The following is a 25,029-nucleotide window of genomic DNA, read 5'->3' as shown; positions in this document are numbered from 1 at the left end:
CCCAAACGGGGGTTTGAGGAGCCGGAACCAAAATAATATTTGGCACTGACATTCATCGACACACTATTGAGTTCTCAAAGAACACACGCACACACCATCTAGCGGGTTTGACCCCGGTCGATCGGTGAGGCAACTTATCCAGCTTAGCTCAGCCGTGAACCTGATTCAAAATCGGGGTCTCGTTCGAGCTAGTGTGATCGCCAGGCGCTCAACGTCCTACCTCGTTTCCCTGGTCCTTCGCCCAGCCTTTCGGCTCAGCGCGTGGGCCCCGGGTCGGTGTCCGTGTCGCTCTGACTCGAATAAAGTTACGTGTCGGTGTGCACGATGTCAAATCGCCTGGTCAGGAACGGTTTTCGGCAAGAGGTGATCGTCGCCTTCCGTTCACATGATCAATCCGCGGCGCCGACTCGCTCCACCTGACCACCCAACGCCTGCAGCTGCTCGACGAAATTCGGGTAGCCGCGGTCGATATGGAAGACGTCGTGCACCTCGGTGGTGCCATCGGCAACCAGACCGGCGAGTACCAATCCGGCGCCGGCCCGAATATCCGACGACCACACCGGCGCACTCGACAGCCGCGGAATTCCGCGCACCACCGCATGATGCCCATCCGTCCGCGCGTCGGCGCCGAGCCGGATCATCTCCTCCACGAAACGGAACCGTGCCTCGAAGATGTTCTCGGTGATCATCGAGGTGCCGTCCGCAATCGCCGCCAGACCGATCGCCATCGGCTGCAGATCGGTCGGGAATCCGGGGAAAGGCAGCGTCGAGAAATTCACCGCGCGCGGCCGATCAGCCTGGATCACCCGGAAACCGTCCGGTTCGAACGAAATACGCGCACCGGCCGAACGCAGCTTGTCCAGCACAAGGGACAGATGCTTGGGGTTCACACCGGTGACCCGGACATCGCCCATGGTCATCACGGCGGCGATCCCCCAAGTCGCGGCCACGATTCGGTCGCCGATCACCTGGTGCGTCGTCGGCTCGAGCCGCTCGACCCCTTGAATGGTGAGCACCGAGGTACCCGCGCCGCTGATCCGCGCACCCATCCGAACGAGCATGTTGCACAGATCGACAATGTCGGGTTCACGGGCCGCGTTATCGATGACCGTCTCCCCCTCGGCCAGCACGGCCGCCATGAGGATGTTCTCGGTCGCGCCCACCGAGGGAAAGTCCAGCCTGATCCGCGCACCCTGTAGTTCGTCCGCGCGCGCGACCACACAACCGTGCTCGATTTCGCTGGTCGCGCCGAGCAGACGCAGACCCGCCTGATGCATATCCAATGGCCGCGAACCGATCGCGTCACCGCCGGGCAGGGCGACAACGGCGCGCTTACACCGCGCCATCAGCGGACCGAGCACACAGACCGAAGCGCGGAACTGCGTAACCGCCGGAAAATCGGCGTGGTACTTGGGCTCCGCAGGCGTGTTGATCGTGACGACCGACCCGTCGATCGTGACGTCGCAGCCGAGGCCGCGCAGCACATCACCCATCAACGGCACATCGAGGATGTCCGGGCAGTTCGTAATGGTGGTCATGCCTTCGGCCAGCAATGCAGCCGCCATCAACTTGAGGACGCTGTTCTTCGCACCCCCGACCGCGACCTCACCGACGAGTCGATTCCCGCCAGTAACCAAAAACCGTTCCATGCCGCCTCTCCGCGTATTCGGCGCACTGTTGGTGCAAAGGATAGTTGCGTTGCGGGCCGGTGGTAGCAGTGCCGGGGTTATATCCAGGTAGCTGGGACGACTTTCGGGGTGTCCAGCAACTTTTGCGCGTGTCGGTGCGGATCGGACAGTTCACGAACCACCTTGTTCGCCACCAGGCTTCCACAACACGTCACCGCCTGGGTTGGCGACACGGCTGAGGATGAACAGCAGGTCGGAGAGGCGGTTCAGGTACTTCGCCGGAAGGATATTCGTATCGTCCGGCTGCGCCTGCACCGCGGCCCATGCCGAACGCTCCGCCCGCCGCGCCACTGTACGGGCAGTGTGCAGCAGGGCGGCCAGCGGCGTACCGCCGGGCAGAATGAACGAATTCAGTGCGGGCAGATCGGCATTGAATTCGTCGCACCATGCTTCGAGACGGTCGATATAGGGCTGGGTGATGCGCAGCGGCGGATACTTCGGCTCCTCGACCACCGGGGTCGAAAGATCCGCGCCCGCATCGAACAGATCGTTCTGCACTTGGCGCAATACCTTCAGCAACTCCGGGGCAAGGTCACCGAGCGCGACGGCTACACCGATGGCGGCGTTCGTTTCGTCACAGTCGGCATAGGCGACCAGCCGCGGATCGGTTTTGGCCACCCGCGAGAAATCGCTGAGACCGGTCGTCCCGTCGTCGCCGGTCCGCGTATAGATCCGCGTCAGGTGCACATTCACGAGTTCAGCCTAGAGTCCGGGCAGCCGACGGGTGCGATCCGAGGGCCGGGATTCGACCCAGGAGAGGAAGGCGGCCAGTGAGCCGCGGTCCAAGGCCAATTCGTAATTGCCGTCATTATCGGAAACCGCGGTCACCGCGATCTCGTCGGTCATGATGTCGTATTCATCGCCACGCGGGCCGCGCCGATCACCGATCTCGATGCCCTGGCGTCGAATGGTGGAGTCTGGGCCCAGTTTCAGACTGGAGAGCTTGTAGAAGACGAGTCGATCCTCGTCATATCGAATCAGGCCGTGCCGCCACCCCTGACCGCCGCGCGCGGGCAGCACCCGCAGAATCGCGGCGGTGCCGCCGCGGCGCAACATGATCAGCCGATAGGTGGAGGCCAACGCCAATAGAACGAGCGTGAGCACCAGAATGATCAGGAGAACCATCCCGGTCTGCAATGCCGTTCGTCCCTTCGTTCCGCCGCCGTGTCGACGACACGGTATTCGATTGGCGGTGTTCGCAGGCCCTCCGTGGTTACGCAGGCTACCGCCTCCGGGCCTGATGCTCACACCGCGTGCGGCCATTCAACCACGGCCCCGAGTTTACAAATGGCCGGGCCTTGTCTTTGAACGTTCGAAGCCGGAAACGGCGCTGTCGGCGGCGAATAACTTCGCCGCCGACAGCGCCGTGCTATCGGGTCGTACCCAATCCTGGTGCGGTACTACGCCTTCGCCTCTTCGACCGCGCGCACCTGGCCCTGGGCCGCGATCCTCGCCTCTTCGGAGGCATCGGCGTCGGCCAGCACCCGTCGGGCCGCCTCGACGTCGATCTCATCGGCGAACTCCGCGGATTCGGCCAGCACCCGGACCGAGGTGGCGGTCACCGAGAAGAACCCACCGTGCACCGCCGCGGTGATCCGCTCACCCTCGGTGGGCACGATGCTCACGATGCCGCCCTCGACCAGCTGGCCGAGCAGCGGCTCGTGACCCGCCATGATGCCGATCTGACCTTCGGTGGTCTGCGCGCTGACGAACGTGGCCTGGCCGGACCAGAGCAAACGTTCGACGGCGACCAGATCAACTGACATCTCCGCCATGGGTGACTACTTTCCGGCGATCTTCTTCGCGGCCGCCTCGACGTCGTCGAGACCACCGCAGGAGTTGAACGCCTGCTCCGGGAAGTGGTCGAACTCGCCCTTGCAGACGCGGTCGAACGCCTCGATGGTGTCGGTCAGCGGCACCACGGAGCCCGGCTGGCCGGTGAACTTCTCGGCCACGATGAAGTTCTGGCCGAGGAACTTCTCCAGACGACGGGCCCGGCCGACGAGGACCTTGTCCTCTTCGGAGAGCTCGTCCATGCCGAGAATGGCGATGATGTCCTGCAGTTCCTTGTACTTCTGCAGGATCCGCTTCACCTCGTTGGCGACCCGGAAGTGCTCCGCACCGACGATCGAGGCCTCCAGGATGCGGGAGGTCGAGGTCAGCGGGTCGACGGCCGGGTAGATGCCCTTCTGCGAGATCGGGCGGGAGAGCTCGGTCGTCGCATCGAGGTGGGCGAAGGTGGTCGCCGGGGCCGGGTCGGTGTAGTCGTCGGCGGGCACGTAGATGGCCTGCAGCGAGGTGATGGACCGACCACGGGTCGAGGTGATGCGCTCCTGCAGCTCACCCATCTCGTCGGCCAGCGTCGGCTGGTAACCGACGGCCGAGGGCATGCGGCCGAGCAGGGTCGATACCTCGGAACCGGCCTGGGTGAACCGGAAGATGTTGTCGATGAACAGCAGCACGTCCTGGTGCTGCACGTCGCGGAAGTACTCGGCCATGGTCAGGGCCGAGAGCGCGACGCGCATACGGGTGCCCGGCGGCTCGTCCATCTGGCCGAAGACGAGGGCGGTGTCCTGGAGGACGCCCATCTCTTCCATTTCCAGGTGCAGGTCGGTGCCCTCACGGGTGCGCTCACCGACGCCCGCGAACACCGAGGTGCCGGAGAACTCCCGCGCGATACGGGTGATCATCTCCTGGATCAGAACGGTCTTGCCGACACCGGCACCACCGAACAGACCGATCTTGCCGCCCTTCACGTACGGGGTCAGCAGGTCGATGACCTTGATGCCCGTCTCCAGGATCTCGGTCTTACCCTCGAGCTGGTCGAATGACGGAGGCTTGCGGTGGATGCCCCACTGCTCGCCGTCGCGGCCGAGACCCGGGGTGTCGAGGCAGTCGCCGAGGGCGTTGAACACGTGGCCCTTGGTGATGTCGCCGACGGGCACCGAGATCGGCTTGCCGGTGTCGGTGACGGTGGCGCCACGGACCAGACCGTCGGTGGGCTGCATCGAGATGGTGCGCACGATGTTGTCACCGAGGTGCTGGGCGACCTCGAGGGTCAGGGTCTTGGCCACCGAGGTCAGGGTGATCTCGGCGTGCAGAGCGTTGAACAGCTCGGGGATGGAACCCCGCGGGAACTCGACGTCCACGACGGGGCCGATGACGCGGACGACGCGACCTGTTTTCGCGCCGGTCCGGCTCTCTTGTGTGACTGCTGCGGTCATTTTTCTCTTCCTGCGCCTTTAGTCGCGGTCCGAGCTCGAAGCCAGCGCGTTCACGCCGCCGACGATTTCGCTGATTTCCTGCGTGATCTGGGCCTGCCGCACCGAATTCGCCTGCCGGGTAAGCACATTGGCCAGTTCGTTGGCGTTGTCGGTGGCTGCCTTCATTGCGGTGCGCCGAGCCGCGGACTCGGATGCCGCTGCCTCGAGCAACGATGAGTAGATGCGCGTGTTGATGTACTTGGGCAGCAACGCCGCCAGCAGCACATCGGCATCGGGCTCGAACTCGTACTGCGCGGTGAGTTCCGCGGTCGGCGAGTCGGTGAAGCTGTCCTCACCCATGTCGTAGTCTTCGTCGACATAGCTGACCTGGATCGGCGCCAGGCGACGCACCTCGGGGGTCTGGGTCAGCATCGAGACGAAACGGGTGTACACGATGTGCAACTCGTCGACGCCCTCGATATTGCCCGCCCCGTTCGGGGCCGGAACCTCAGCCTCGGAGCCCGCCATGAACGCGTCCACCAGGTGGTGGCACGCGGCCGTGGCATCGTTGTACTTCGGCTGCTGGGAGAACCCGGTCCACGCGTTGACCACCGGCCGATTCCGGAAGGTGTAGTACGTGAGGCCCTTATTGCCCATCACGTACAGCACCGGCTCCTTGCCCTCGCCACGCAGGGTGACCATGAGCTCCTCGGCGCGCTTGAGCACGTTGGAGTTGTAGCCACCGCACATGCCGCTGTCACTGGTGATCACCAGGACGGCGGCGCGGCGCGGGTTGGCCCGCTCGGTCAGCAGCGGGTGCGACAGATTCGTCGACGCACTCGCGAGTTCGCCGAGAACCTTGGTGATCTCCTCGGCGAACGGCTTCGCGGCCGCAACCCTGGCCTGGGCCTTGGAGATTCGCGAGGTCGCGATCAGCTCCTGTGCCTTGGTGATCTTCTTGATCGAACTCACACCACGAATGCGGGAGCGCAATTCACGCAAGCTTGCCATCAGCGGTTCACACTCCCTTCATTCACCAGAATCGAATAGCGCATCAGCTAGCTCTCGATTACTTCTCGACGTGCTTGCGGGTCACCGACAGCGATTCGACCTCTTCGTGGTCGAGCTCACCGGCGGCGGCCTCGTTCACGACGCGCGAGCCGTCGGAAGCGAGGAAGCCCTGCTTGAACTTGTCGGTGGCCGCCTTGATGGCATCGCCGTTCTCGTTGTCGAGAACCTTGCCGCCCTGGATCGACTTGAAGGCGTCGGCCGCGCTGCGGTGCAGATCCTCGAGCAGTTCCACGTTGAAGCGCCGGATGTCGGCGACCGGAACCGAGTCGAAGTAGCCGGCGTCGACCAGGAAGATCGAGACGATCTGGTCCTCGACCGGAACCGGCGAGTACTGGTCCTGCTTGAGCAGCTCGACCCAGCGGGCACCGCGCTCCAGCTGTGCCAGCGACGCGGCGTCGAGGTCGGAGGCGAAGGCGGAGAACGCCTCCAGCTCGCGGTACTGCGCCATTTCCAGACGCAGCGAACCGGCGACCTTCTTCATGCCCTTGGTCTGGGCGGCGCCACCGACACGGGAGACCGAGGTACCGACATTGATCGCCGGACGGACACCCTTGTTGAACAGGTCGGACTCGAGGAAGACCTGGCCGTCGGTGATCGAGATGACGTTGGTCGGGATGAACGCCGAGATGTCGTTGGCCTTGGTCTCGATGATCGGCAGACCAGTCATCGAGCCGGCGCCCATCTCGTCGGACAGCTTCGCGCAACGCTCCAGCAGACGCGAGTGCAGGTAGAAGACGTCACCCGGGTAGGCCTCGCGGCCCGGCGGACGACGCAGCAGCAGCGAGATGGCGCGGTACGCCTCGGCCTGCTTGGTCAGGTCGTCGAACACGATCAGGACGTGCTTGCCCTGGTACATCCAGTGCTGGCCGATCGCCGAACCGGTGTAGGGCGCAAGCCATTTGAAGCCGGCCGAGTCCGAGGCGGGGGCCGCGACGATGGTGGTGTACTCCATCGCACCGTGCGATTCCAGCGCGGTCTTCACGCCCGCGATGGTGGAACCCTTCTGGCCGATCGCGACGTAGATGCAGCGAACCTGCTTGTTCGGGTCGCCGGTTTCCCAGTTCGCCTTCTGCGCCAGGATCGCGTCGATGCAGACCGCGGTCTTACCGGTCTTGCGGTCGCCGATGATCAGCTGACGCTGACCACGACCGATCGCGGTCAGGGCGTCGATGGCGGTGATACCGGTGGCCAGCGGCTCCTCGACCGGCTGACGCTGCAGCACGGTCGCGGCCTGCAGCTCCAGCACGCGCTGCTCTTCGGCCTCGATCTCGCCCAGGCCGTCGATCGGCTGGCCGAGCGGGTTGACCACGCGGCCGAGGAACTTGTCACCGACGGGGACCGAGAGCACGTCGCCGGTGCGGCGAACCTGCTGGCCCTCTTCGATTTCCGCGAACTCGCCGAGGATGACCGCACCGATCGCACGGTCCTCGAGGTTCAGCGCGACGCCGAGCACACCACCCGGGAATTCGAGCAGTTCATTGGCCATCGCCGAGGGCAGGCCGCTGACGTGCGCGATGCCGTCACTGCAGTCGGTGACAACACCGACTTCTTCGATGGAGGTTTCCGGGGTGTAGCTCTGGGTGTAGCTCTCGATCGCGCTACGGATCTCATCGGTGGAGATCGTCAGCTCCGCCATAGTCTTCCTGCTCTCGCTGTCTGGTCTGGATGTCGGGGGAGGTGGATCGTCAGGCCAGAGCCCGACGCAGCCGTGCCAAGCGGCCGGTGGCGCTGCCGTCGATCAGGTCGTCGCCGACCTGCACCACGACGCCGGTCAGCAGACTCGGATCGACCTGCACGTGCACCGTGACCGGCTTGCCGTAGATGCGCTGCAACGACGCCCCGAGGTGGTCGCGCTGCTGGTCGGTCAGCGCGACCGCGGCACGCACATGCGCGACGATCTGATCGCGCCGCGCGGCCGCGAGATCGGACAGCTCGCCGAACGCGCCGCCGATATTCGTCGACCGGGTGACCACCTGATCCGCCAGGGTCTGGGTGATGGTCTCGGTCTTGCCCGCGAGCAGCCGGTCGATCAGTTCACGCTTGGCCGCTGCGGGCTTCGCACGATCCGAAAGTGCCTGCTCGAGTTCGGGATTGTCGCCGATGATCCGGCCGAGCCGGAACAATTCGTCCTCGACCGCCCCGAGTCGTCCGCTGTCGGCGGCGGACTCCAGCAACGCCTCCTGGCCGAGCAACACCAGGGTGTCGACCAAATCGGCGGTGCGCGACCAGTTCTGGGCCACCGCGGTGGTCAGCACCGCCAAGGTGGCGGGGCTGACCTTGCCGCTGAAGACCCGCTCGCTGAGTTCGGCGCGCACCGAGCCGGGCACCGACACGTCCGCGAGCGCAACACGCAGCGAACGCTGGTCATCCAGCACGGCGACAACGGCGAACAGTTCCGACCCCGTCGTGGCCGCAACACTGTCGCTTCCGGTCAGAGCGGCCCGAAGTGCCTCCCGTGCCCGGGAGCTTGCCTCGCGGCTCGCTGCGTACATGCTTCTCACTTTCGCGTCGCTACCTTCCGACCCCGATGCCGGCATCCGACTGATCGAGTTCGGACAGGAACCGGTCGATCGATGCCGCTTGCTTAGCTTCGTCCGAAACCGACTGTCCGATAATCTTTTCGGCCAAATCGACGGCAGTTTTGCCGACTTCGGCGCGCAGCTCGGTCAGGATCTGCTGGCGCTGTGCTTCCAGCTGGCTGTGACCGGCAGCGACGATGCGGTCGCTTTCGGCCTGTGCTTCCGCGCGCATCTGCGCGAGGATCTGCTGGCCCTGGGTGCGTGCGTCCTCACGGATGCGCGCGGCCTCGAGCCTGGCGTCGGCCAACTGCTGCTGGTACTGCTGCAGCGTCAGCTGGGCTTCTTCCTGCGCGGCCTCGGCCCGCTGGATTCCACCCTCGATCTTGTCCGCACGTTCATCCAACACCTTGATGAGGCGCGGGATGACGTACTTGTAGAAAATGACGCCGATGATCGCAATGCAGACCACCGACCAGACGATGTCGTAGGTCTCGGGGATAAGGGGATTGATGTCCTCCCCTGTCTCCGCCGCGAGCAAAGAAAGCGTGCTCATAGCAATCTCAGAAGATGAAGCCGGCCACAAGGCCGATCAGGGCGAGGGCCTCGGTGAACGCGATACCGAGGAACATGTTGGTGCGGATGGTGCCCTGCAGCTCGGGCTGACGGGCAATACCCTCGATGGCCTTACCGACGACGATGCCCACGCCGATGCCCGGGCCGATGGCGGCCAGGCCGTAGCCGATGGCGCCGAAGCCCTTGAACTTCTCCGACGTGGTCGCGGCTTCCTGGGCCAGGTACGCGAGGCTCATGAGTCTTCCATTCCCTTTCTTTTGCTCACCCGCCGGTCGGCGAGGTGTAGCAGATATCCGGTAGGTGTTCGGTCAGTGCGAATCAGCGTGTTGTGCGAGTCCGATGTAGACGGCGGTCAGCAGGGCGAAAACGTAGGCCTGCAGGAAGATGACCAGCATCTCGAACAGCGTGAACCCGAGTCCGGCCAGCAGCGAGAACGGCGAGAACACCTTCATCCAGGCCGCGGCGTCGAACAGGAAGAACCAGGTGGCGCTGAAGAACAGCACCAGCATGATGTGGCCGGCCAGCATATTCGCCATGAGTCGCACGGTCAGCGTGAACGGACGCAGGATGAACGTCGAGACGAACTCGATCGGAATCAGCAACACGTGCAATGCGGGCGGAACATTCGGAACGACGATGCTGCTGCGCATGTAGGTGACGAACCCGTACTTCTTGATACCCACGAAGTTGAACGCGAGATACGCGATGAGGGCCAGCACCAGCGGCATGCCGATTCGGGCGTTCGACGAGATGTTCAGCCCCGGAATGATGCCGGAGAAGTTGAGAAAGAGAACCGTGAAGAAGATCGTCGCGATCAACGGGAGGTACTTGCGACCGGATTCTTTACCGAGCACCTCTTCGGCAATCTGATCCTTGACGAAGACCAGACCGGTTTCGGCGATGTTCTGCAGACCGCGCGGGACGATGCGAGGATTGCGGAATGCCAGCACCATGACGAGCACCAGAACGGCGGTCATCAACAGCCGGATCAGCATCAAACGGTCGAGTTCGAACGGCGTACCCTCGAACAGCACTGCTGGAGGGAAGAAGTCGGACAGCGATGGCGCGTGGAACTCGCCCGCCAAAGTGGTGACGCTCAGCGTTCTCTCCCGTGTTCGGGCCGCGGGTACGGTCATTCCCGCGGTTCGATCGGACATTGACGATCAATTGGGTCGACTCAGGTCGGCTCGAAAATTCGTCAGCAGCTGTGCGGCAATCCGCATGGGCGTCTGTACGTAGTGTCGGCGACATTCGTCGACATGCAGAACCGGAACCCCTCGGAGCCCGGCACGGCAGTAAGCATAGCTGCCACTCGGCGAGATCTCGGTGATCCCCCCTCGCTTGGTCGCTTGCTTACCAACACTTTACCAAGTTATCTACGACAGCGTGTAGGTGGGGGCGATTATTGCTGCGCAGAGGGCAAATCGGACTCACCGGTCGGTATGTTTACGTACGGAACCTTCTGTCGCAGAACGCCATACGTCTCCGCGCCGAGAACGATGAGCAAGGACCCGACCACGGTCAGGAACAGTGCCATCCGGTCGTAGAAGTCGAACCGCTGCAGCACCGCGATCACGATCATCGCGACCAGCAGCTTGCCCACCCAACTCACCAGCATGACCAGGCCCGCGGTGCTCGCCGGCAGCTTCGCGCCGAACAGCACGACGGCCGCGGTGGTCAGAATGAAGCCGCCACCGATGGCCGCGCCGAGCAGTGCGCCCCAGAGTCCGGACAGGCCAGCGACGGCCGAGGCGATGGCCATCGAAACCACCACCAACACGGCCAAACCGATTACGCCGTAGCGCAGCGCCGCCTTCAGCGGGGCGTCGGGACCGGGGACGGGGTTAGTGAGACTCACGACTCGAACTTTACCTGGGCCTTGCTTTACGAATCCGCGGGCTCCTTGCGCCGCAGGCCCGGTATGGCGGTCACCACCAGCGCGAAAACCAGTCCGCCCGCCATCATCAACACCACAATCCGGCGATCATGGATCAACGAAGTGCCGACAGCGCCGAAGGCGAGCACACCGACCCACAAATAGATCACCAGCACAACGCGACGGTGCGAATGTCCGATCTGCAACAGCCGGTGATGCAAGTGCATTTTGTCCGGTGTCGAGAAACTCACACCGGCCCGAACGCGGCGCACGATCGCCAACAGCAGATCCAATACCGGAATGAACATCACCGCACCGACGAGCAGCAGCGGCGAAAGCAGACCGACGATATCGCGAGGTCCGTAGCCCGCCAAATTGATTCGGCCCGAGGCGCCCGTCGACACCGCGGCCAACATGAGCCCGATCAACATCGAACCGGAATCACCCATGAATATCCGGGCGGGCGAAAAGTTGTGTGGCAGAAATCCCATGCACGCGCCCGCAAGCGCGGCGGCGAGCAGGGCAGGCGGATATGTGTCGACCGAACCGCCCTGGCTGTAGAGCAGGCCGACGGTGAATACGAAGACCGCACCCGCGCAGATCAGACCCAATCCGGCCGCGAGACCGTCGAGTCCGTCGACGAAATTCATCGCGTTGACCAGCGTCACCGTGATGCCGACCGTGACCAGGCCGCCCTGGAGCGCGTCCAGCACCACTGTCGTGTCGTTGAACGGGTTGTAGATGACGTACCAGCTCAGGCCCATCACCGCCATCACACCGGCGGCGGTGACCTGACCTGCGAATTTTGTCAGCGCGTCCAATCCCCAGCGGTCATCGACGATGCCGACGAGCACGATGAGGGTGGCCGCCACCAGTACCGCCGGAATATCCGGCGCGTAATCGAAACCCCTTCGCAGCGCGGGCAATTGGTGCGCGAACAGTACCGCTGCGACCACCCCGACGTACATGCCGACGCCGCCCATTCGCGGAATCGGTTTGACGTGCACATCCCGCTCGCGCGGCACCGCCACCGCGCCGAAGGCGATGGCGAGCACCCGAATTCCGCCGGTGGCCAGGAAGGTCACCGTGCCCGAGATGAGAAGCACGAGCAGCAGCTCGCGCAAAGGAACTACCGCACCCGAACCGATCATCCGTTTATCTGATCCGCCATACGATCACTGCGTCCCGAGGTCACCGCGTCGCGACGCTGGTCAGCGCCTCCGGGGACATTCCGAGCACATCGGCGATATCGCCGACCGGTACCGCGCCCGCGCGCAGGATCCGCGGCTGATCGGCGGTGAGGTCGACGATGGTGGACGCGACCGCGTGTTCGGCCGGGCCGCCGTCGAGATAGACGCCGACCAGATCGCCGAGCTGATCGCGCGCCTCGGCGGCGGTCTTGGCGGGCGGCTGTCCGGAGACATTGGCGCTGGAGACCGCAAGCGGTCCGACCTCGCGCAGCAGTTCCAGCGCGACCGGGTGCAGCGGCATCCGCAGCATGACCGTGCCACGGGTGTCACCGAGGTCCCAAGCGAGCGAAGGCGCCTGTTGCACAACAAGACTCAGCCCACCGGGCCAGAATGCCCGGATCAGCTCGCGAGCCTGCGGGCGCACCGAGAACACCAGACCGTCGATGGTGTGCCAGGAGCCGACCAGCACCGGTACCGGCATATCGCGACCACGCCGCTTGGCGGCGAGCAGATCGCTCACCGCGGTGGAATCGAACGCGTCGGCGGCCAGGCCGTACAGGGTATCGGTCGGCAATACGACCAGCCGACCGGATTTCAGGGCACTGGTGGCCGCGGTCAGTCCGGCGGCGCGCGAGTCGGGATCCGCGCAGTCGTAGACGGTACTCACGGCCACCATCCTGTCACGCGTGCCACTCGATGCCACCATCGGCGGGGTTGGTTCGATCCGACGGTCACCGGGTCAAGCACGCGTCGCGGCGACGAAGCGGGGCTTACCCGCGAGGTCCGGATGCTCGACGATGTCGGTGAAGTCACCCTGTTCGGCCAGCAGAGCGGCGAGAACGGAGCCGTTGGTGTCGTCGTGTTCGATGGCGCAGGAGCCGCCGGGACGCAGCAGACGGGTGATGGTGGGGATCATCCGACGGATGACGTCCAGCCCGTCCGGACCGCCGAAGAGGGCCAGATGCGGATCGTGATCGGCGACCTCGGGATCGAGTTCGGCGCCTTCGGGAATGTACGGCGGATTGGCGACGACGAGATCGACCGCACCGTTCAATTCGGTGAGCAGATTCGGGTCGGTGACATCGTCGGCGTACAGGGTGATCGGGGTGTCGCCTTCGGCAATGCGCAGGTCGGCATTGCGTCGCGCCCATTGCAGGGCCGCGGGATCGATTTCGATCGCGTGCACGTCCGCATCCGGGCGGGCCTGGGCAATGGCAAGCGCCAGCGCACCGGAACCGGTGCACAGATCGGCGACGACCGGTGTGTGATCGTGCGGCAGCGCCTCCAATTGCGCCAATGCCCAGGCGAACAGCAACTCGGTCTCGGGACGCGGCACGAAGACGCCGGGGCCGACCGCGAGTTCGATTTCGCCGATCGCCGCGGTGCCGGTCAGGTGCTGCAGCGGAATACGCTGCGCGCGCCGGTCCACCAGGGCTCGATAGTCCTCGAGGAGTTCCGGCGCGACCAGCGGGGTGAGCGCCAGCCTGGTCCGCTCGACACCGAGCAGGTGGGCGGCCAGATGTTCGGCGTCGGCCTGCGGACTGTGCACACCCGCCGTCCGCAGAGTTTCCACTGCCTTGTTGATGGCGGGGCGCAAAGCAACTCGCGTCATGGGCTCGTCAGCCTCTTCTTTTGCCGGTCGTAGGTGCTCGAAGACTCGCATCGCGGGCCGCGGATCGAAGATCCAGGGGTCAGGACTCGATTACTCCGCGGCCATTCGGGCTTCGCGATCCGCCTTGCCCAGGGCATCCAGGAGTGCGTCCATATCACCGTCGAGTACGGCGTCGAGGTTGTGCGCCTTGAAGCCGATGCGGTGATCGGTGATGCGGTTCTCCGGGAAGTTGTAGGTGCGGATGCGCTCGGAACGGTCCACGGTGCGGATCTGGGAGGCCCGGCCGGCCGCGGCTTCCTGATCGGCCTGCTCCTCGGCGAGCGCCTGCAGTCGAGCCGCGAGCACCTGCATGGCACGGGCTTTGTTCTGCAACTGGGAGCGCTCGTTCTGGCAGGTCACGACGATGCCCGAGGGCAGATGGGTGATGCGGACCGCCGAGTCGGTGGTGTTGACGCCCTGGCCCCCCTTGCCGGAGGAGCGGTAGACGTCGATGCGCAGATCCGATTCGTCGATCTGCACCTCTTGGACCTCGTCGGGCTCCGGGTAGATCAGTACACCGGCCGCCGAGGTATGGATGCGGCCCTGCGATTCGGTCACCGGAACCCGCTGGACGCGGTGCACGCCGCCCTCGAATTTGAAGCGAGACCAGACACCGTCGCGCGCGGCGTCGCGGCTTTTGATGGAGATGGTCGCGTCCTTGTAGCCGCCCAGGTCGGAGATGTTCACATCGAGAATCTCGACCTTCCAGCCATGCCGCTCGGCATAGCGGACGTACATCCGGGCCAGATCCGAGGCGAACAGCGCCGATTCCTCGCCGCCCTCACCGGATTTCACCTCGAGCACCACATCGTCGCCGTCGTGCGGGTCGCGCGGGGCGAGCAGGTCCGCGAGGGTCTGCTCCAGCTCGGTGACCTGTTGTTCCAGATCCGGCACCTCGGCGGCGAAGGACGCGTCGTCGGCCGCGAGTTCCTGCGCGGCGGCGAGATCCTCGCGGGCGGACTTCAGCTTGTTGTAGGTGGCCATGATCGGAGCCAGCTCGGCGAACCGCTTGCCGACCCGGCGCGCGGCACCCGGATCGTTGTGCAGCGCCGGATCGGCGAGCTGCGTCTCCAGGCCCGCGTGCTCGGCCAGAATGTCATCGATCGCGGACGGTTGCGTCACGGTGCTTCCTCTCGTTATCCGTACTGGCCCCACAAAAGCGCCGACGCCCGGCCTGCAGTGCAGGACCGGGCGTCGGCGAGGAAGCTACTTTGCGTCGGCCTTCTTGCCGGCACGCTTGCCGTAGCGAGCCTCGAAGCGGGCCACGCGACCACCGGTGTCGAGGATCTTCTGCTTGCCGGTGTAGAACGGGTGGCACTGCGAGCAGACCTCGACGGTGATGTGTCCCGACTCCTTGGTGCTGCGAGTCTGGAAGGTGTTGCCGCAACCACAGACGACCGTGGTCTCGACATACGCCGGGTGAATTCCTGCCTTCATGGGTGTCCTCTCGATATTGGCCGCCGGGTCGCCCGCGCAGATCGCGAGGACGTGAACCGGAGCCGACTTAGGCGGGAGGCCTGCTCGTCGGAGCAGACGCAACGACCGCTCAGTATGCCAGAACGGCGGTTACGCTCCCAAAACGCCTCCGGCCCCCGGTTTTGTTCCCGCCCCTAGGTAGTCCCCGAGTCTTATTGCCAGTTGAACTAGCGGCACGCGTTGATCGTGTTCTTACGGAACCCTTAATTCGGGTAGTCCGCTACTCGTGGATACGAACATCACTGTTCATAGAATTTAGGCCTGATGCACATCGGCGTGCCGAGACAGAAAGGAGAACCCTGTGAACAGCCGCGTTGCACTGGCGGTATTCGTTTCGTTGATTCTCACTGTCGCGGTCGGCTGGTTTACCACTCCGGATCGCCCGGACACCTACGCATACACGAAGCCCACTGCCGCCCAGTTCGACCCGGCCACTACCGCCGCGAACAGCGGTAGCCCGGCCGTCACGACCGCGATCATCCTGGCCTTCATGATCACGGGCGCGGCAGGCATAGGTCTCGCATTCTTCAGCCCGAGAACGCCGAACGGGCGCTCGCCCGCCCCCGCGCGCCTTTTGCCGGACGTCATGTACGTGGAGACCACCACGGCGGACCGGCGGCGGGCAGTGAACCTCAGTTCTCGGCGTACCCGGCGAGTTACCCATGTGCCCGCGAAATCAGCTGCGACGTTTGCGCAAAAAGCACGGGGACCCCGCCTCCGCGGAGTCCCCGTTCACTCATTCGTCGAGCGCGCCCGGCGCGGTCTTGCTGACCTGCATCAGGAACTCGAGGTTGTTCTTGGACTTCTTCAGACGGTCGATCAGCAGATCGATCGCCTGGTGCGAGTCCAGGCCGGACAGTACGCGGCGCAGCTTGTGCAGCACCGCCGCCTCGTCTGGGCTGAGCAGTAGCTCGTCCTTACGAGTACCGGACGGATTGACGTCGACGGCCGGGAACACGCGCCGTTCCGCGATCTTGCGGTCCAGCTTGAGCTCGGCATTGCCGGTGCCCTTGAACTCCTCGAAGATCACCGTGTCACCGGTCGAGCCGGTCTCCACCATCGCGGTCGCGATGATCGTCAGCGAGCCGCCGTTCTCGATATTGCGCGCCGCCCCGAGGAACCGCTTGGGCGGGTACAGCGCAGTGGAATCGACACCACCGGACAGGATTCGGCCCGAAGCGGGCGAGGAGTTGTTGTACGCACGGCCCAATCGGGTGATCGAGTCGAGCAGCACCACAACATCTTTGCCCATTTCCACCAGGCGCTTGGCGCGCTCGATGGCGAGTTCGGCGACCGAGGTGTGATCTGACGGCGGACGGTCGAAGGTGGAGGCGATGACCTCACCCTTCACCGAACGCTGCATATCGGTGACCTCTTCCGGACGCTCGTCGACCAGCACGACCATGAGGTACACCTCGGGGTTGTTGATGGCGATGGCGTTCGCGATGTCCTGCATGATCGTCGTCTTACCGGCCTTCGGCGGGGAGACGATCAGGGCGCGCTGGCCCTTACCGATCGGCATGATCAGGTCGATGACGCGGGTGGTCAGCTTGTTCTGCTGGGTCTCCAGCCGCAGGCGCTGGTTCGGGTACAGCGGGGTGAGCTTGCTGAACTCGGGGCGCCGCTTGGCGGCGTCGACCTCACCACCGTTGACCGTATCCAGCCGCACCAGCGGATCGAACTTCTGGCGCTGGTTGCTCTGCTCGCCGTCGCGTGGGGCGCGCACCGCACCGGTGATCGCGTCACCGCGGCGCAGGCCGTTCTTGCGGACCAGGTTCATCGACACATAGACGTCGTTCGGTCCGGCCAGATAACCCGAGGTGCGTACGAAGGCGTAGTTGTCCAGTACGTCGAGGATGCCCGCGACCGGCTGCAAGACGTCGTCCTCGCGGATCTCGAGCTCGCGGGCCTCACCGCCACCGGCGCCACCCTCGCGGTCGCGACCACGACGACGTTCCCGGAAGCGACGTCCCCGCCGTCCGCGACCGCCCTCGTCCTCGTCACCGCCACGGTTGGCATCGCTGCGGCCACCGCCCTCGCCGCCACGGCCGCCATTGGCACTGCCGTTCTGGTTGTTGCGCTCGCCCTGGTTGCGCTCGCCGCCCTGGCTGCGCTCGCCGCCCTGGCTGCGCTCGCGGCGACGTTCGCCCTGCTCCTGGTCCGACTTGGGCTCGTCAGCACGGGCCTCGCCCACAGCGGCCTCGCCACCGGCGCGCGCCTGGTCACGACCGCGACGCTGCCTGCCGCGACCGCGCTGACCTGCCTCGCGACCGGAATCCTCGGTGGTCTCCGACGCCGCGGCCTCGGCCTGTGCCTGCCCGGACTTGGGCTCCGCCGACTTCTCGGCAGCTTTCGGCGCGGCGGATTCGGCGACGGTCTCCTTCGCGGGCGCTTCCTTCGCCTGGGCGGGAGCCTCCTTCACCGGCGCGGAAGCAACGGGCGCCACGTCGAGGGTGCCCTGCTCGGCCTTTACCGGCGCCGCCTTGGCGGCGCCCGCATCGGACTTCACCTCGCCTCGCGCGGACTTTTCCGCCTTCGCCGACTTTCCGGCCTGATTTTCCTTGATGGCGGCGATCAAATCGCCTTTGCGCATTCCAGAGGTGCCTCGGATACCGAGCTCCCCCGCGAGCGCGCGCAATTGCGGCAACAGCATTCCAGTCAGCCCCGATCGTGCGACGTCGGTTTGTTCGCTCATCTTCGAAATCTGTCCGGAGTCACTTTCGCGGTCCCCTGCCGGGTTGGAATCCACCCCGGGTGTCGCGAGCAGGTCCGTATCTGTCACGGAAATCCTTTCCTTCCCTCGATTGCCGTGTGCTGTTTCGAGGGTTTCGTCCCGCAGTCCGCGCGTTCTGCCGGACTCGGATGCGAGGGCCGAGCACAAAGCTCGGACCGGCGCTTTTGCCGTATCACCTGCCCCGCCGGACCGGCGGCTTCGCCACCAGTTCCCGAAAGGTGGGAAAGATCATTCCAGTTGCGCAGCTACGCAGCACCCCCATGGCCTGGAGGCTCGAGCCTGGAGCCTGCTGGAGCGATTGCCCTGATGAAGCACCGGCGTCTGATGCGCACGATGTACGGACGTGCTCAGGATAGCTGGCAACCTGGAACCTCGGCAAGGCAGACGCGCCGTCAGTCGACCTGGACGCCTTCCGCAAGTCCCGGCTCGACGACGCGGAGCCCGTCGATGGCCGCGAGTTCACGGAGTTCGGCGGGGAATTCGCTGGTACCCAAGGCCAGTACGGTCGGCCCCGCGCCGGATACCGTGGCCGCGATCCCGGCCGCACGCAGCCGGGCGATCCATTCGGTGGTCAGCGGCAGTGCGGGCGCACGCTGGGTCTGATGCAGACGATCGGCCGTCGCGGGCAGGAGCAGGTCGGTACGTTGCGTCAGGGCGACCACCGCGAGCGCGGCACGGCTGACGTTGAACGCGGCATCGCCATGCGGCACGACCTCGGGCAACAGGCCGCGGGTATGCGCGGTCGAAGAGCGCTCTTCGGGAATCAGCACCACCGGACGCAGCGTGGGATGCGGATCGAGGCGCACCGCACGGTAGACGCGGCCGTGATCGGGCGCCGCAGCACCGTCGCTTGCGGCGTCCGCGGCGGTTTCGGTCCAGGACACCACGATTCCGCCGAGCACGCTGGCCGCGGCATTGTCGGGATGACCTTCGAATTCCGATGCGAGCTGGACCAATTGGTCACTGCCGATGGCCAATGCCGGATCCAATTTCGCGGCGAGACCACAGCCCGCGGCGAGACCTCCGACCACCGCCGAGGCCGACGAACCGAGACCACGCGAATGCGGAATTACGTTGCGGCACACCACATCGAGACCATCGGCCCAGACGCCCACCGCCTCCAGGCCGCGCTCGATCGCGCGTACCACGAGATGTGAAGGGCCCCATGGCACATCGTCGGCACCCTCACCCTCCACTCGGATGGTAAGGCCGGAATCGGTAGTGCGCACCTCGATCTCGTCGTAGATGCCCAAAGCCATACCGAGCGAATCGAATCCGGGGCCGAGATTGGCACTGGACGCGGGCACCCGCGCGGTCACGGACAGACCGGCGGGCAGCGTCCTCGTCATCAGTTGGCTTTCGCGCGAATTCAACTCAGGCCAGCTCGAGTTCGTGGGCGACCGCGATCGGGTCGACTTGAATCGCCTGCACCTGCGGCATTCCCGCGAGTGCGTTATCCGGATCCTTGAGGCCGTTGCCGGTCACCGTGCACACGACGGTCAGCCCGGCATCCAGCCAACCCTCCTTGCGCGCGGCGAGCAGGCCGGCGATGCTGGCCGCCGACGCGGGCTCGACGAAAACACCCTCGGTCGCGGCGACCAGCCGGTACGCCTCGAGGATCTCCTCGTCGGTGGCGGCGCGGAAGGCGCCGCCGGACTGCTCCTTGGCCTCCACCGCACCGTTCCAGGACGCGGGCGCGCCGATCCGGATCGCGGTGGCGATGGTCTCCGGATCCTTGACCGGGGCACCGTTGACCAGCGGCGCGGCGCCCGCGGCCTGCACACCGAGCATGCGCGGCAGGCCGGTGGTGATGCCGTCGGCGTAGTACTCGCGGTAACCGCGCCAGTAGGCGGTTATATTGCCCGCATTGCCGACCGGAAGGGCGTGCACGTCGGGCGCCTTGCCGAGCACGTCGCAGATCTCGAACGAGGCGGTCTTCTGGCCCTCGATGCGGGCCGGATTCACCGAATTCACCAGACCGACGGTCGGGAATTCCGCGGTGACCTTGCGCGCCAGCTCGAGACAGTCGTCGAAATTGCCGTCGACCTGGATGATCTTCGCGCCGAGCATGACGGCCTGGGCCAGCTTGCCCATGGCGATTTTGCCCTGCGGAATCAGCACCGCACAGCTCATCCCGGCCCGGGTCGCGTACGCGGCGGCCGATGCCGAGGTGTTGCCGGTGGACGCGCACAGCACGGCCTTCTGCCCGCGGTACTTCGCGTCGGTGATGGCCATGGTCATGCCGCGGTCCTTGAAGGACCCGGTCGGATTCAGGCCCTCGACCTTGAGATACACATCACAGCCGGTCAGCTGCGAGAGGTGCGGTGCAGGCACCAGCGGGGTGCCGCCCTCGTACAGGGTGACCGGGTCCCAATCGGCGGCGCCGGCCAGCCGATCGCGATACGCGGCGATCAGGCCCGGCCACCGCGAGTGCACACCTGCCTGCGGCGCAATGGCTGTACTCACCCACCCCGCCGGCTCCGCCGTCTGCCGTCCCCTGGTCGTACTCATTCGTTGGTGCCTTCCAATCTCAGAACGCTGGTCACGGATGTGACGGATTCCATATCCGCCAGGGCGGCGACGGTGTCCGCGAGCGCCGACTCCGAAGCGTGGTGGGTGACCACGACCAGGCGCGCACCCTCGCCGTGTCCTTCCTGACGGACCGTGGAGATACTCACCTCGTGGTTGGCGAATTCGCCCGCCACCTTGGCCAGCACCCCGGGTCGGTCCGCGACCTGCAGGTTCACGTGGTAACGCGTGGGCGTATCGCCGATCGGCGCGATCGGTAGCTCAGCATAAACCGACTCGCCCGGAGCGCGGCCACCGAAGAACTTATTGCGCGCCGCCATCACCAGATCGCCGAGTACCGCCGACGCCGTCGGGGCACCGCCCGCGCCCTGGCCGTAGAACATCAGCCGACCGGCGTTCTCCGCCTCGACGACCACCGCGTTGAACGCGCCGGTGACCGCGGCCAGTGGGTGCTTGCGCGGAATGAGGGCCGGGTAGACGCGCACCGAGACGCGCTCCTTGCCGCCCTCTTCCGGGCTCGGTTCGCCCGGACCCGCGCCGACCCGCTCGCAGATGGCGAGCAATTTGACCGTGCAGTCCAGTGCGGAGGCGGTCTCCAGATCCTCGGCGGTGATCTTGGAAATGCCCTCGCGGTACACATCGGCCGCGGTCACGCGGGTGTGGAAGGCCAGCGAGGCCAGAATCGCGGCCTTGGCGGCGGCGTCGTAACCCTCGACGTCGGCGGTCGGATCGGCCTCCGCATAGCCGAGGCGGGTCGCCTCTTTGAGGGTTACCGCGTAGTCCGCGCCGGTCTCGTCCATCGCGGAGAGGATGAAGTTGGTGGTGCCGTTGACGATGCCGACGACCTTGTTCACCCGGTCACCGGACAGCGACTGGATCAGCGGGCGCACCACCGGAATCGCGCCGGCGACCGCGGCCTCGAAATACAGGTCGGCGCGGTTGCGCTCGGCGGCGGCGGCGAGCTCGCCGGTGTAGTCGGCCAGCAGTGCCTTATTGGCGGTCACCACGGATTTGCCCGCGTTGAGCGCGGCCAGAATGAGGCGGCGGGCCGGATCGATGCCGCCGACGACCTCGACCACCAGATCGACATCCTCGCGGGCGACCAGCGAGTCGGCGTCGGTGGTCAGCAATTCGGCCGGGATACCGCGGTCGACTTCCAGGTTGCGCACGGCGACACCGCGCAGCACCACCGGCGCGCCGACGCGCGCACGCAGGTCATCGGCGTGGTCGCGCAGAATCCGCACCACCTCGGTGCCGACATTGCCCATCCCGAGGACCGCGACTCCGATCGGACGATCAGTTCCCCATACACCGAACTTCGCTGCGTCCGTCATGATTCCACCTCCAGGCTGAGCAGATCCGCCACCGTTTCCCGGCGCAGAATGAGACGCGGCACACCGCCCCGCACCGCGACGACCGCCGGCCGAGTCAGCTGGTTGTACCGGCTGGACATCGAGTAGCAGTACGCGCCGGTCGCGGCGACGGCGACCAGATCGCCGGGGCCGACATCGGCGGGCATCCATGTATCGCGGATGACGATATCCCCACTCTCGCAATGCTTTCCGACGACCCGCGCGACCACGGGCGCGGCGTCGGAGGAGCGCGAAACCAGGCGGCAGTCGTAGTCGGCCTGATACAGCGCGGGGCGGATATTATCGCTCATGCCGCCGTCGACGCTGACATAGCGCCTGCGCAGTCCGCCGTCGAGCGAGACGTCTTTGATGGTGCCGACCTCGTAGAGGGTGACGGTGCCCGGTCCGGCGATGGCGCGGCCGGGTTCGACGGCGATCTTGGGCTCGGGCAGTCCGGCGCGGCTCGCCTCGGTGGCGACCAGCTTGCGCAGGTTCGCGGCGAATTCGTCGAGCGGCGGCGGATCGTCATTGGGCAGGTACGAAATGCCAAGTCCGCCACCGAGATCCAGTGTGGCGATCTGCGCGGTGCGCTCGATTCCGAACTTGTCGATGGCCTCGCGCAGCAGGCCGAGCATGCGGCGCGCGGCGATCTCGAAGCCATCGATTTCGAAGATCTGCGAACCGATGTGGCTGTGCAGACCGACGAGCCGGAGATTATCGGCCTCGAAGACGCGAGCGAGCGCTTCCATGGCGTCGCCGCCCGCGATCGAGAAGCCGAACTTCTGATCCTCGTGTGCGGTCGAAATATATTCGTGGGTATGGGCTTCCACGCCGACGGTGACGCGGACGAGCACATCCTGGACGACTCCCGCGTGGCCCGCGATGGCCTCCAGGCGCTCGATCTCGATCAGCGAGTCGACCACCACATGCCCGACGCCGGCCTCGACCGCGGTCGCCAGTTCGGCGACCGATTTGTTGTTGCCGTGCAATGCGATTCGGTTCGCGGGGAAGCCCGCGTGCAGTGCGACGGCCAGTTCGCCGCCGGAGCAGACATCGAGGGAAAGGCCCTCGTCGCGGATCCAGCGGGCGATCTCACCGCACAGGAATGCCTTGGAGGCGTAGTGAACTCGCGCGTCCGGGCCGAAGGCGGCGACCATATCGCGGCAGCGGGAACGGAAGTCGTCCTCGTCGACCACGAACAGTGGAGTGCCGAACTGCTCGGCGAGCTCGTGCACCGGCACACCGGCCAGGTGCACGACGCCCTCGGCATCGCGAGAAGCGTTGCGCGGCCATACATTCGCGGGCAGATCGATCATCTGCTCGGGATCGCTCGGACGCTCCGCAAGGCTGGGTGCGTGTGGAATATCTGCATGCCGAGGACCGGCCGGGTGAACACTCACATTCGCTCCGGTGCACTAACGCCGAGCAGCTCGAGGCCGTTGCTCAGCACCTGACGGGTGGCATTGGCCAGGGCCAGCCTGGCGGCATTGGTCGGCGTGACGGGTTCGTCGCCGAGGGGCAGTACGCGCAGGTTCTTATTGGTCTGGAACCGGTGGTAGGCACCGGCCAGTTCCTCCAGATACCGTGCGACGCGGTGCGGTTCGCGCAGGCTCGCGGCGCTGGCGACGGCGCGCGGGTATTCGCCGATGGTGCGGATGAGTTCACCCTCTTCATCGGCGGTGAGCAGACCGAAATCCGGTGTCACCGTGTCGTATTCGAATTCGGCGGCGTTGCGCGCGATGGACGCCGTCCTGGCGTGCGCGTATTGCACGTAGTAGACCGGGTTTTCGTTGCTCTGGTTGGTCCACAGGTTCAGGTCGATATCGATGCTCGAGTTCACCGAGCTGCGCACCAGCGAGTACCGGGAGGCGTCGACGCCGATGGCCTCGACCAGATCGTCGAGGGTCACGACGGTGCCCGCACGCTTGGACATGCGCACGGCCACACCGTCTTTGACGAGATTCACCATCTGTCCGATGAGTACCTCGACGGTGGCCGGATCATCGCCGAAGGCGGCCGCGGCGGCCTTCAAACGGCCGATATAGCCGTGATGGTCCGCACCGAGCATGTAGATGCACAAATCGAAGCCGCGCGAGCGTTTGTTCTGGAAGTAGGCGATATCACCGGCGATATAGGCGGCATTGCCGTCGCTCTTGAGAACGACGCGGTCCTGATCGTCACCGTATTCGGAGCTGGCGATCCACCAGGCCCCGTCCTTTTGGTAGAGATCGCCGGAATTCTTGAGCTTGGTGACGGCCTGTTCGACCGCACCGGATTCGAAAAGCGAACTCTCGTTGAAGTACACGTCGAAATCGGTGCCGAATTCGTGCAGCGATTCCTTGATATGGGCGAACATCAACTCGACGCCCTCGGCACGGAAAAGTTCGAGCTGCTCGTTTTCCGGCAGGGTCGCCGCCTCGGGGTGCCCGGCCACGATCTCGGCGGCGATCTCGCCGATGTATTCACCCGCGTAGCCGTTCTCCGGGGTCGGCGCGCCGGTAGCGGCGGCGACCAGGGATTTCGCGAAGCGGTCGATCTGCGCGCCGTGGTCGTTGAAGTAGTACTCGCGGGTCACCTCGGCGCCCTGCGCGGCAAGAATGCGGCCGAGCGCATCACCGACGGAGGCCCAGCGGGTGCCCCCGAGATGCACCGGACCGGTCGGATTGGCCGACACGAATTCCAGATTGATCCGGGTGCCCTTCAGGGTGTCCGAGGTGCCGTAGGCGGCACCCGCGGTCAATACCTGTTGCAGGATCGCGCCCTGAGCGGAGGCGGCGAGCCGGATGTTGAGGAAGCCGGGACCGGCGACCTCGGCGACATCGATGGCGTCCGTGGTGGCCAGTGCCTCGGCCAGCCAGGTCGCCAACTCGCGCGGATTCGTTCCGGCCTTCTTACCTACCTGCATGGCCACATTCGTGGCATAGTCGCCATGTTCCGGATTACGGGGGCGCTCCACGTTGACCTCGTCGGGCAGGACCGCAGGGTCCAGTCCACGTTCGACAAGCACCTTCGCCGCGGTCGCGCGAAGGAGATCTGCAAGGTCAGCTGGAGTCACGAGTCTCTATCCTATGGTCTGGGCAGGTGTACGCCTCGAGTGGGCACCTCGGCGGAGCCCTCCGCAACCACCCAGCACCGTGGATCAATACGTGGAAAGAGCACAGCGAGCT

The 25,029-nt window shown here is 65.5% G+C and carries 24 protein-coding genes; all 24 read right to left on the bottom strand.

Annotated features, from left to right (window positions below; all coding sequences use genetic code 11):
* Positions 1-389: 389 nt before the first annotated feature.
* The 24 genes from murA to argS all read right to left on the bottom strand — a co-directional run bounded on the left by murA (position 390) and on the right by argS (position 24,917).
* On the bottom strand, positions 390-1,649 hold the full coding sequence (murA, locus tag ACIBW7_RS33055) for a UDP-N-acetylglucosamine 1-carboxyvinyltransferase (protein ID WP_397053217.1): 1,260 nt from the start codon (positions 1,647-1,649) through the stop codon (positions 390-392).
* A 150-nt stretch (positions 1,650-1,799) separates the two neighbouring features.
* Positions 1,800-2,381 carry a cob(I)yrinic acid a,c-diamide adenosyltransferase gene (locus tag ACIBW7_RS33050; protein WP_397053215.1) on the bottom strand — a complete coding sequence of 194 codons (582 nt, stop codon included), beginning with the start codon at positions 2,379-2,381 and terminating at the stop codon, positions 1,800-1,802.
* 9 nt (positions 2,382-2,390) lie between these two features.
* Complete coding sequence (locus tag ACIBW7_RS33045; RefSeq protein ID WP_040687141.1) at positions 2,391-2,813, bottom strand: DUF2550 domain-containing protein; 423 nt, start codon at positions 2,811-2,813, stop codon at positions 2,391-2,393.
* A gap of 275 nt (positions 2,814-3,088) precedes the next feature.
* Positions 3,089-3,463: a F0F1 ATP synthase subunit epsilon gene (locus ACIBW7_RS33040; RefSeq protein WP_397053213.1), complete on the bottom strand. Its 375-nt coding sequence runs from the start codon at positions 3,461-3,463 to the stop codon at positions 3,089-3,091.
* 6 nt (positions 3,464-3,469) lie between these two features.
* A complete protein-coding gene (gene atpD / locus ACIBW7_RS33035; protein ID WP_063047772.1) occupies positions 3,470-4,912 on the bottom strand; it encodes a F0F1 ATP synthase subunit beta in 1,443 nt (480 codons plus the stop codon).
* Between the two features lie 18 nt (positions 4,913-4,930).
* Positions 4,931-5,902: a F0F1 ATP synthase subunit gamma gene (locus tag ACIBW7_RS33030; RefSeq protein ID WP_397053210.1), complete on the bottom strand. Its 972-nt coding sequence runs from the start codon at positions 5,900-5,902 to the stop codon at positions 4,931-4,933.
* A gap of 58 nt (positions 5,903-5,960) precedes the next feature.
* Positions 5,961-7,598 carry a F0F1 ATP synthase subunit alpha gene (gene atpA, locus ACIBW7_RS33025; RefSeq protein WP_387294045.1) on the bottom strand — a complete coding sequence of 546 codons (1,638 nt, stop codon included), beginning with the start codon at positions 7,596-7,598 and terminating at the stop codon, positions 5,961-5,963.
* A 49-nt stretch (positions 7,599-7,647) separates the two neighbouring features.
* Positions 7,648-8,454 (bottom strand): F0F1 ATP synthase subunit delta, encoded by an 807-nt coding sequence (locus ACIBW7_RS33020; RefSeq protein ID WP_397053208.1) that lies wholly within the window; start codon positions 8,452-8,454, stop codon positions 7,648-7,650.
* A 19-nt stretch (positions 8,455-8,473) separates the two neighbouring features.
* Positions 8,474-9,034, bottom strand: coding sequence for a F0F1 ATP synthase subunit B (locus ACIBW7_RS33015; protein ID WP_040687114.1), 561 nt, complete (start codon positions 9,032-9,034; stop codon positions 8,474-8,476).
* 7 nt (positions 9,035-9,041) lie between these two features.
* Positions 9,042-9,290 carry an ATP synthase F0 subunit C gene (locus ACIBW7_RS33010; protein WP_040687112.1) on the bottom strand — a complete coding sequence of 83 codons (249 nt, stop codon included), beginning with the start codon at positions 9,288-9,290 and terminating at the stop codon, positions 9,042-9,044.
* Positions 9,291-9,362: 72 nt separating this feature from the next.
* Complete coding sequence (gene atpB / locus ACIBW7_RS33005) at positions 9,363-10,211, bottom strand: F0F1 ATP synthase subunit A (protein WP_245567032.1); 849 nt, start codon at positions 10,209-10,211, stop codon at positions 9,363-9,365.
* 245 nt (positions 10,212-10,456) lie between these two features.
* Positions 10,457-10,912 (bottom strand): hypothetical protein, encoded by a 456-nt coding sequence (locus ACIBW7_RS33000; protein WP_397053206.1) that lies wholly within the window; start codon positions 10,910-10,912, stop codon positions 10,457-10,459.
* Between the two features lie 26 nt (positions 10,913-10,938).
* Positions 10,939-12,081, bottom strand: coding sequence for a glycosyltransferase family 4 protein (locus tag ACIBW7_RS32995; RefSeq protein ID WP_040687108.1), 1,143 nt, complete (start codon positions 12,079-12,081; stop codon positions 10,939-10,941).
* Positions 12,082-12,121: 40 nt separating this feature from the next.
* Positions 12,122-12,787 carry an L-threonylcarbamoyladenylate synthase gene (locus ACIBW7_RS32990; RefSeq protein WP_364355032.1) on the bottom strand — a complete coding sequence of 222 codons (666 nt, stop codon included), beginning with the start codon at positions 12,785-12,787 and terminating at the stop codon, positions 12,122-12,124.
* Positions 12,788-12,859: 72 nt separating this feature from the next.
* Positions 12,860-13,732: a peptide chain release factor N(5)-glutamine methyltransferase gene (prmC, locus tag ACIBW7_RS32985; protein WP_397053204.1), complete on the bottom strand. Its 873-nt coding sequence runs from the start codon at positions 13,730-13,732 to the stop codon at positions 12,860-12,862.
* A 90-nt stretch (positions 13,733-13,822) separates the two neighbouring features.
* On the bottom strand, positions 13,823-14,893 hold the full coding sequence (prfA, locus tag ACIBW7_RS32980; protein WP_397053202.1) for a peptide chain release factor 1: 1,071 nt from the start codon (positions 14,891-14,893) through the stop codon (positions 13,823-13,825).
* A gap of 84 nt (positions 14,894-14,977) precedes the next feature.
* Positions 14,978-15,208: a 50S ribosomal protein L31 gene (gene rpmE / locus ACIBW7_RS32975; protein WP_062982643.1), complete on the bottom strand. Its 231-nt coding sequence runs from the start codon at positions 15,206-15,208 to the stop codon at positions 14,978-14,980.
* 429 nt (positions 15,209-15,637) lie between these two features.
* Positions 15,638-15,760, bottom strand: a complete 123-nt coding sequence (locus tag ACIBW7_RS32970; RefSeq protein WP_397053200.1) for a hypothetical protein — start codon at positions 15,758-15,760, stop codon at positions 15,638-15,640.
* Between the two features lie 223 nt (positions 15,761-15,983).
* Complete coding sequence (rho, locus tag ACIBW7_RS32965; RefSeq protein WP_397053198.1) at positions 15,984-18,029, bottom strand: transcription termination factor Rho; 2,046 nt, start codon at positions 18,027-18,029, stop codon at positions 15,984-15,986.
* 344 nt (positions 18,030-18,373) lie between these two features.
* Complete coding sequence (gene thrB / locus ACIBW7_RS32960; protein ID WP_397053196.1) at positions 18,374-19,330, bottom strand: homoserine kinase; 957 nt, start codon at positions 19,328-19,330, stop codon at positions 18,374-18,376.
* Between the two features lie 25 nt (positions 19,331-19,355).
* Complete coding sequence (gene thrC / locus ACIBW7_RS32955; protein WP_397053194.1) at positions 19,356-20,447, bottom strand: threonine synthase; 1,092 nt, start codon at positions 20,445-20,447, stop codon at positions 19,356-19,358.
* Between the two features lie 41 nt (positions 20,448-20,488).
* A complete protein-coding gene (locus tag ACIBW7_RS32950; RefSeq protein WP_397053192.1) occupies positions 20,489-21,844 on the bottom strand; it encodes a homoserine dehydrogenase in 1,356 nt (451 codons plus the stop codon).
* The gene (lysA, locus tag ACIBW7_RS32945) at positions 21,841-23,262 is read right to left on the bottom strand and encodes a diaminopimelate decarboxylase (RefSeq protein WP_397053190.1); all 1,422 of its coding nucleotides are present in this window, start codon (positions 23,260-23,262) and stop codon (positions 21,841-21,843) included. Before lysA ends, ACIBW7_RS32950 begins: the two co-directional genes overlap by 4 nt.
* Positions 23,259-24,917, bottom strand: coding sequence for an arginine--tRNA ligase (gene argS, locus ACIBW7_RS32940; protein WP_397053188.1), 1,659 nt, complete (start codon positions 24,915-24,917; stop codon positions 23,259-23,261). The genes lysA and argS overlap by 4 nt, the downstream gene beginning before the upstream one ends.
* Positions 24,918-25,029: the final 112 nt, after the last annotated feature.

Source organism: Nocardia sp. NPDC049526 (assembly GCF_044465765.1).
GTDB lineage: Bacteria > Actinomycetota > Actinomycetes > Mycobacteriales > Mycobacteriaceae > Nocardia.
Note: the sequence above shows the minus strand (reverse complement) of the source record. Positions and strands in the feature narration are given on the sequence as shown.

What these genes read in the sequence shown, in the direction of transcription:
- murA (WP_397053217.1), bottom strand. Translation starts at nt 1,649, where the DNA reads ATGGAACGGTTTTTGGTTACTGGCGGGAATCGACTCGTCGGTGAGGTC.
- ACIBW7_RS33045 (WP_040687141.1), bottom strand. Translation starts at nt 2,813, where the DNA reads ATGGTTCTCCTGATCATTCTGGTGCTCACGCTCGTTCTATTGGCGTTG.
- ACIBW7_RS33040 (WP_397053213.1), bottom strand. Translation starts at nt 3,463, where the DNA reads ATGGCGGAGATGTCAGTTGATCTGGTCGCCGTCGAACGTTTGCTCTGG.
- atpD (WP_063047772.1), bottom strand. Translation starts at nt 4,912, where the DNA reads ATGACCGCAGCAGTCACACAAGAGAGCCGGACCGGCGCGAAAACAGGT.
- ACIBW7_RS33030 (WP_397053210.1), bottom strand. Translation starts at nt 5,902, where the DNA reads ATGGCAAGCTTGCGTGAATTGCGCTCCCGCATTCGTGGTGTGAGTTCG.
- atpA (WP_387294045.1), bottom strand. Translation starts at nt 7,598, where the DNA reads ATGGCGGAGCTGACGATCTCCACCGATGAGATCCGTAGCGCGATCGAG.
- ACIBW7_RS33020 (WP_397053208.1), bottom strand. Translation starts at nt 8,454, where the DNA reads ATGTACGCAGCGAGCCGCGAGGCAAGCTCCCGGGCACGGGAGGCACTT.
- ACIBW7_RS33015 (WP_040687114.1), bottom strand. Translation starts at nt 9,034, where the DNA reads ATGAGCACGCTTTCTTTGCTCGCGGCGGAGACAGGGGAGGACATCAAT.
- ACIBW7_RS33010 (WP_040687112.1), bottom strand. Translation starts at nt 9,290, where the DNA reads ATGAGCCTCGCGTACCTGGCCCAGGAAGCCGCGACCACGTCGGAGAAG.
- atpB (WP_245567032.1), bottom strand. Translation starts at nt 10,211, where the DNA reads ATGTCCGATCGAACCGCGGGAATGACCGTACCCGCGGCCCGAACACGG.
- ACIBW7_RS32995 (WP_040687108.1), bottom strand. Translation starts at nt 12,081, where the DNA reads ATGATCGGTTCGGGTGCGGTAGTTCCTTTGCGCGAGCTGCTGCTCGTG.
- prmC (WP_397053204.1), bottom strand. Translation starts at nt 13,732, where the DNA reads ATGACGCGAGTTGCTTTGCGCCCCGCCATCAACAAGGCAGTGGAAACT.
- rpmE (WP_062982643.1), bottom strand. Translation starts at nt 15,208, where the DNA reads ATGAAGGCAGGAATTCACCCGGCGTATGTCGAGACCACGGTCGTCTGT.
- ACIBW7_RS32970 (WP_397053200.1), bottom strand. Translation starts at nt 15,760, where the DNA reads ATGCCTGCCGCGCCCGTGATCATGAAGGCCAGGATGATCGCGGTCGTG.
- thrB (WP_397053196.1), bottom strand. Translation starts at nt 19,330, where the DNA reads ATGACGAGGACGCTGCCCGCCGGTCTGTCCGTGACCGCGCGGGTGCCC.
- ACIBW7_RS32950 (WP_397053192.1), bottom strand. Translation starts at nt 21,844, where the DNA reads ATGACGGACGCAGCGAAGTTCGGTGTATGGGGAACTGATCGTCCGATC.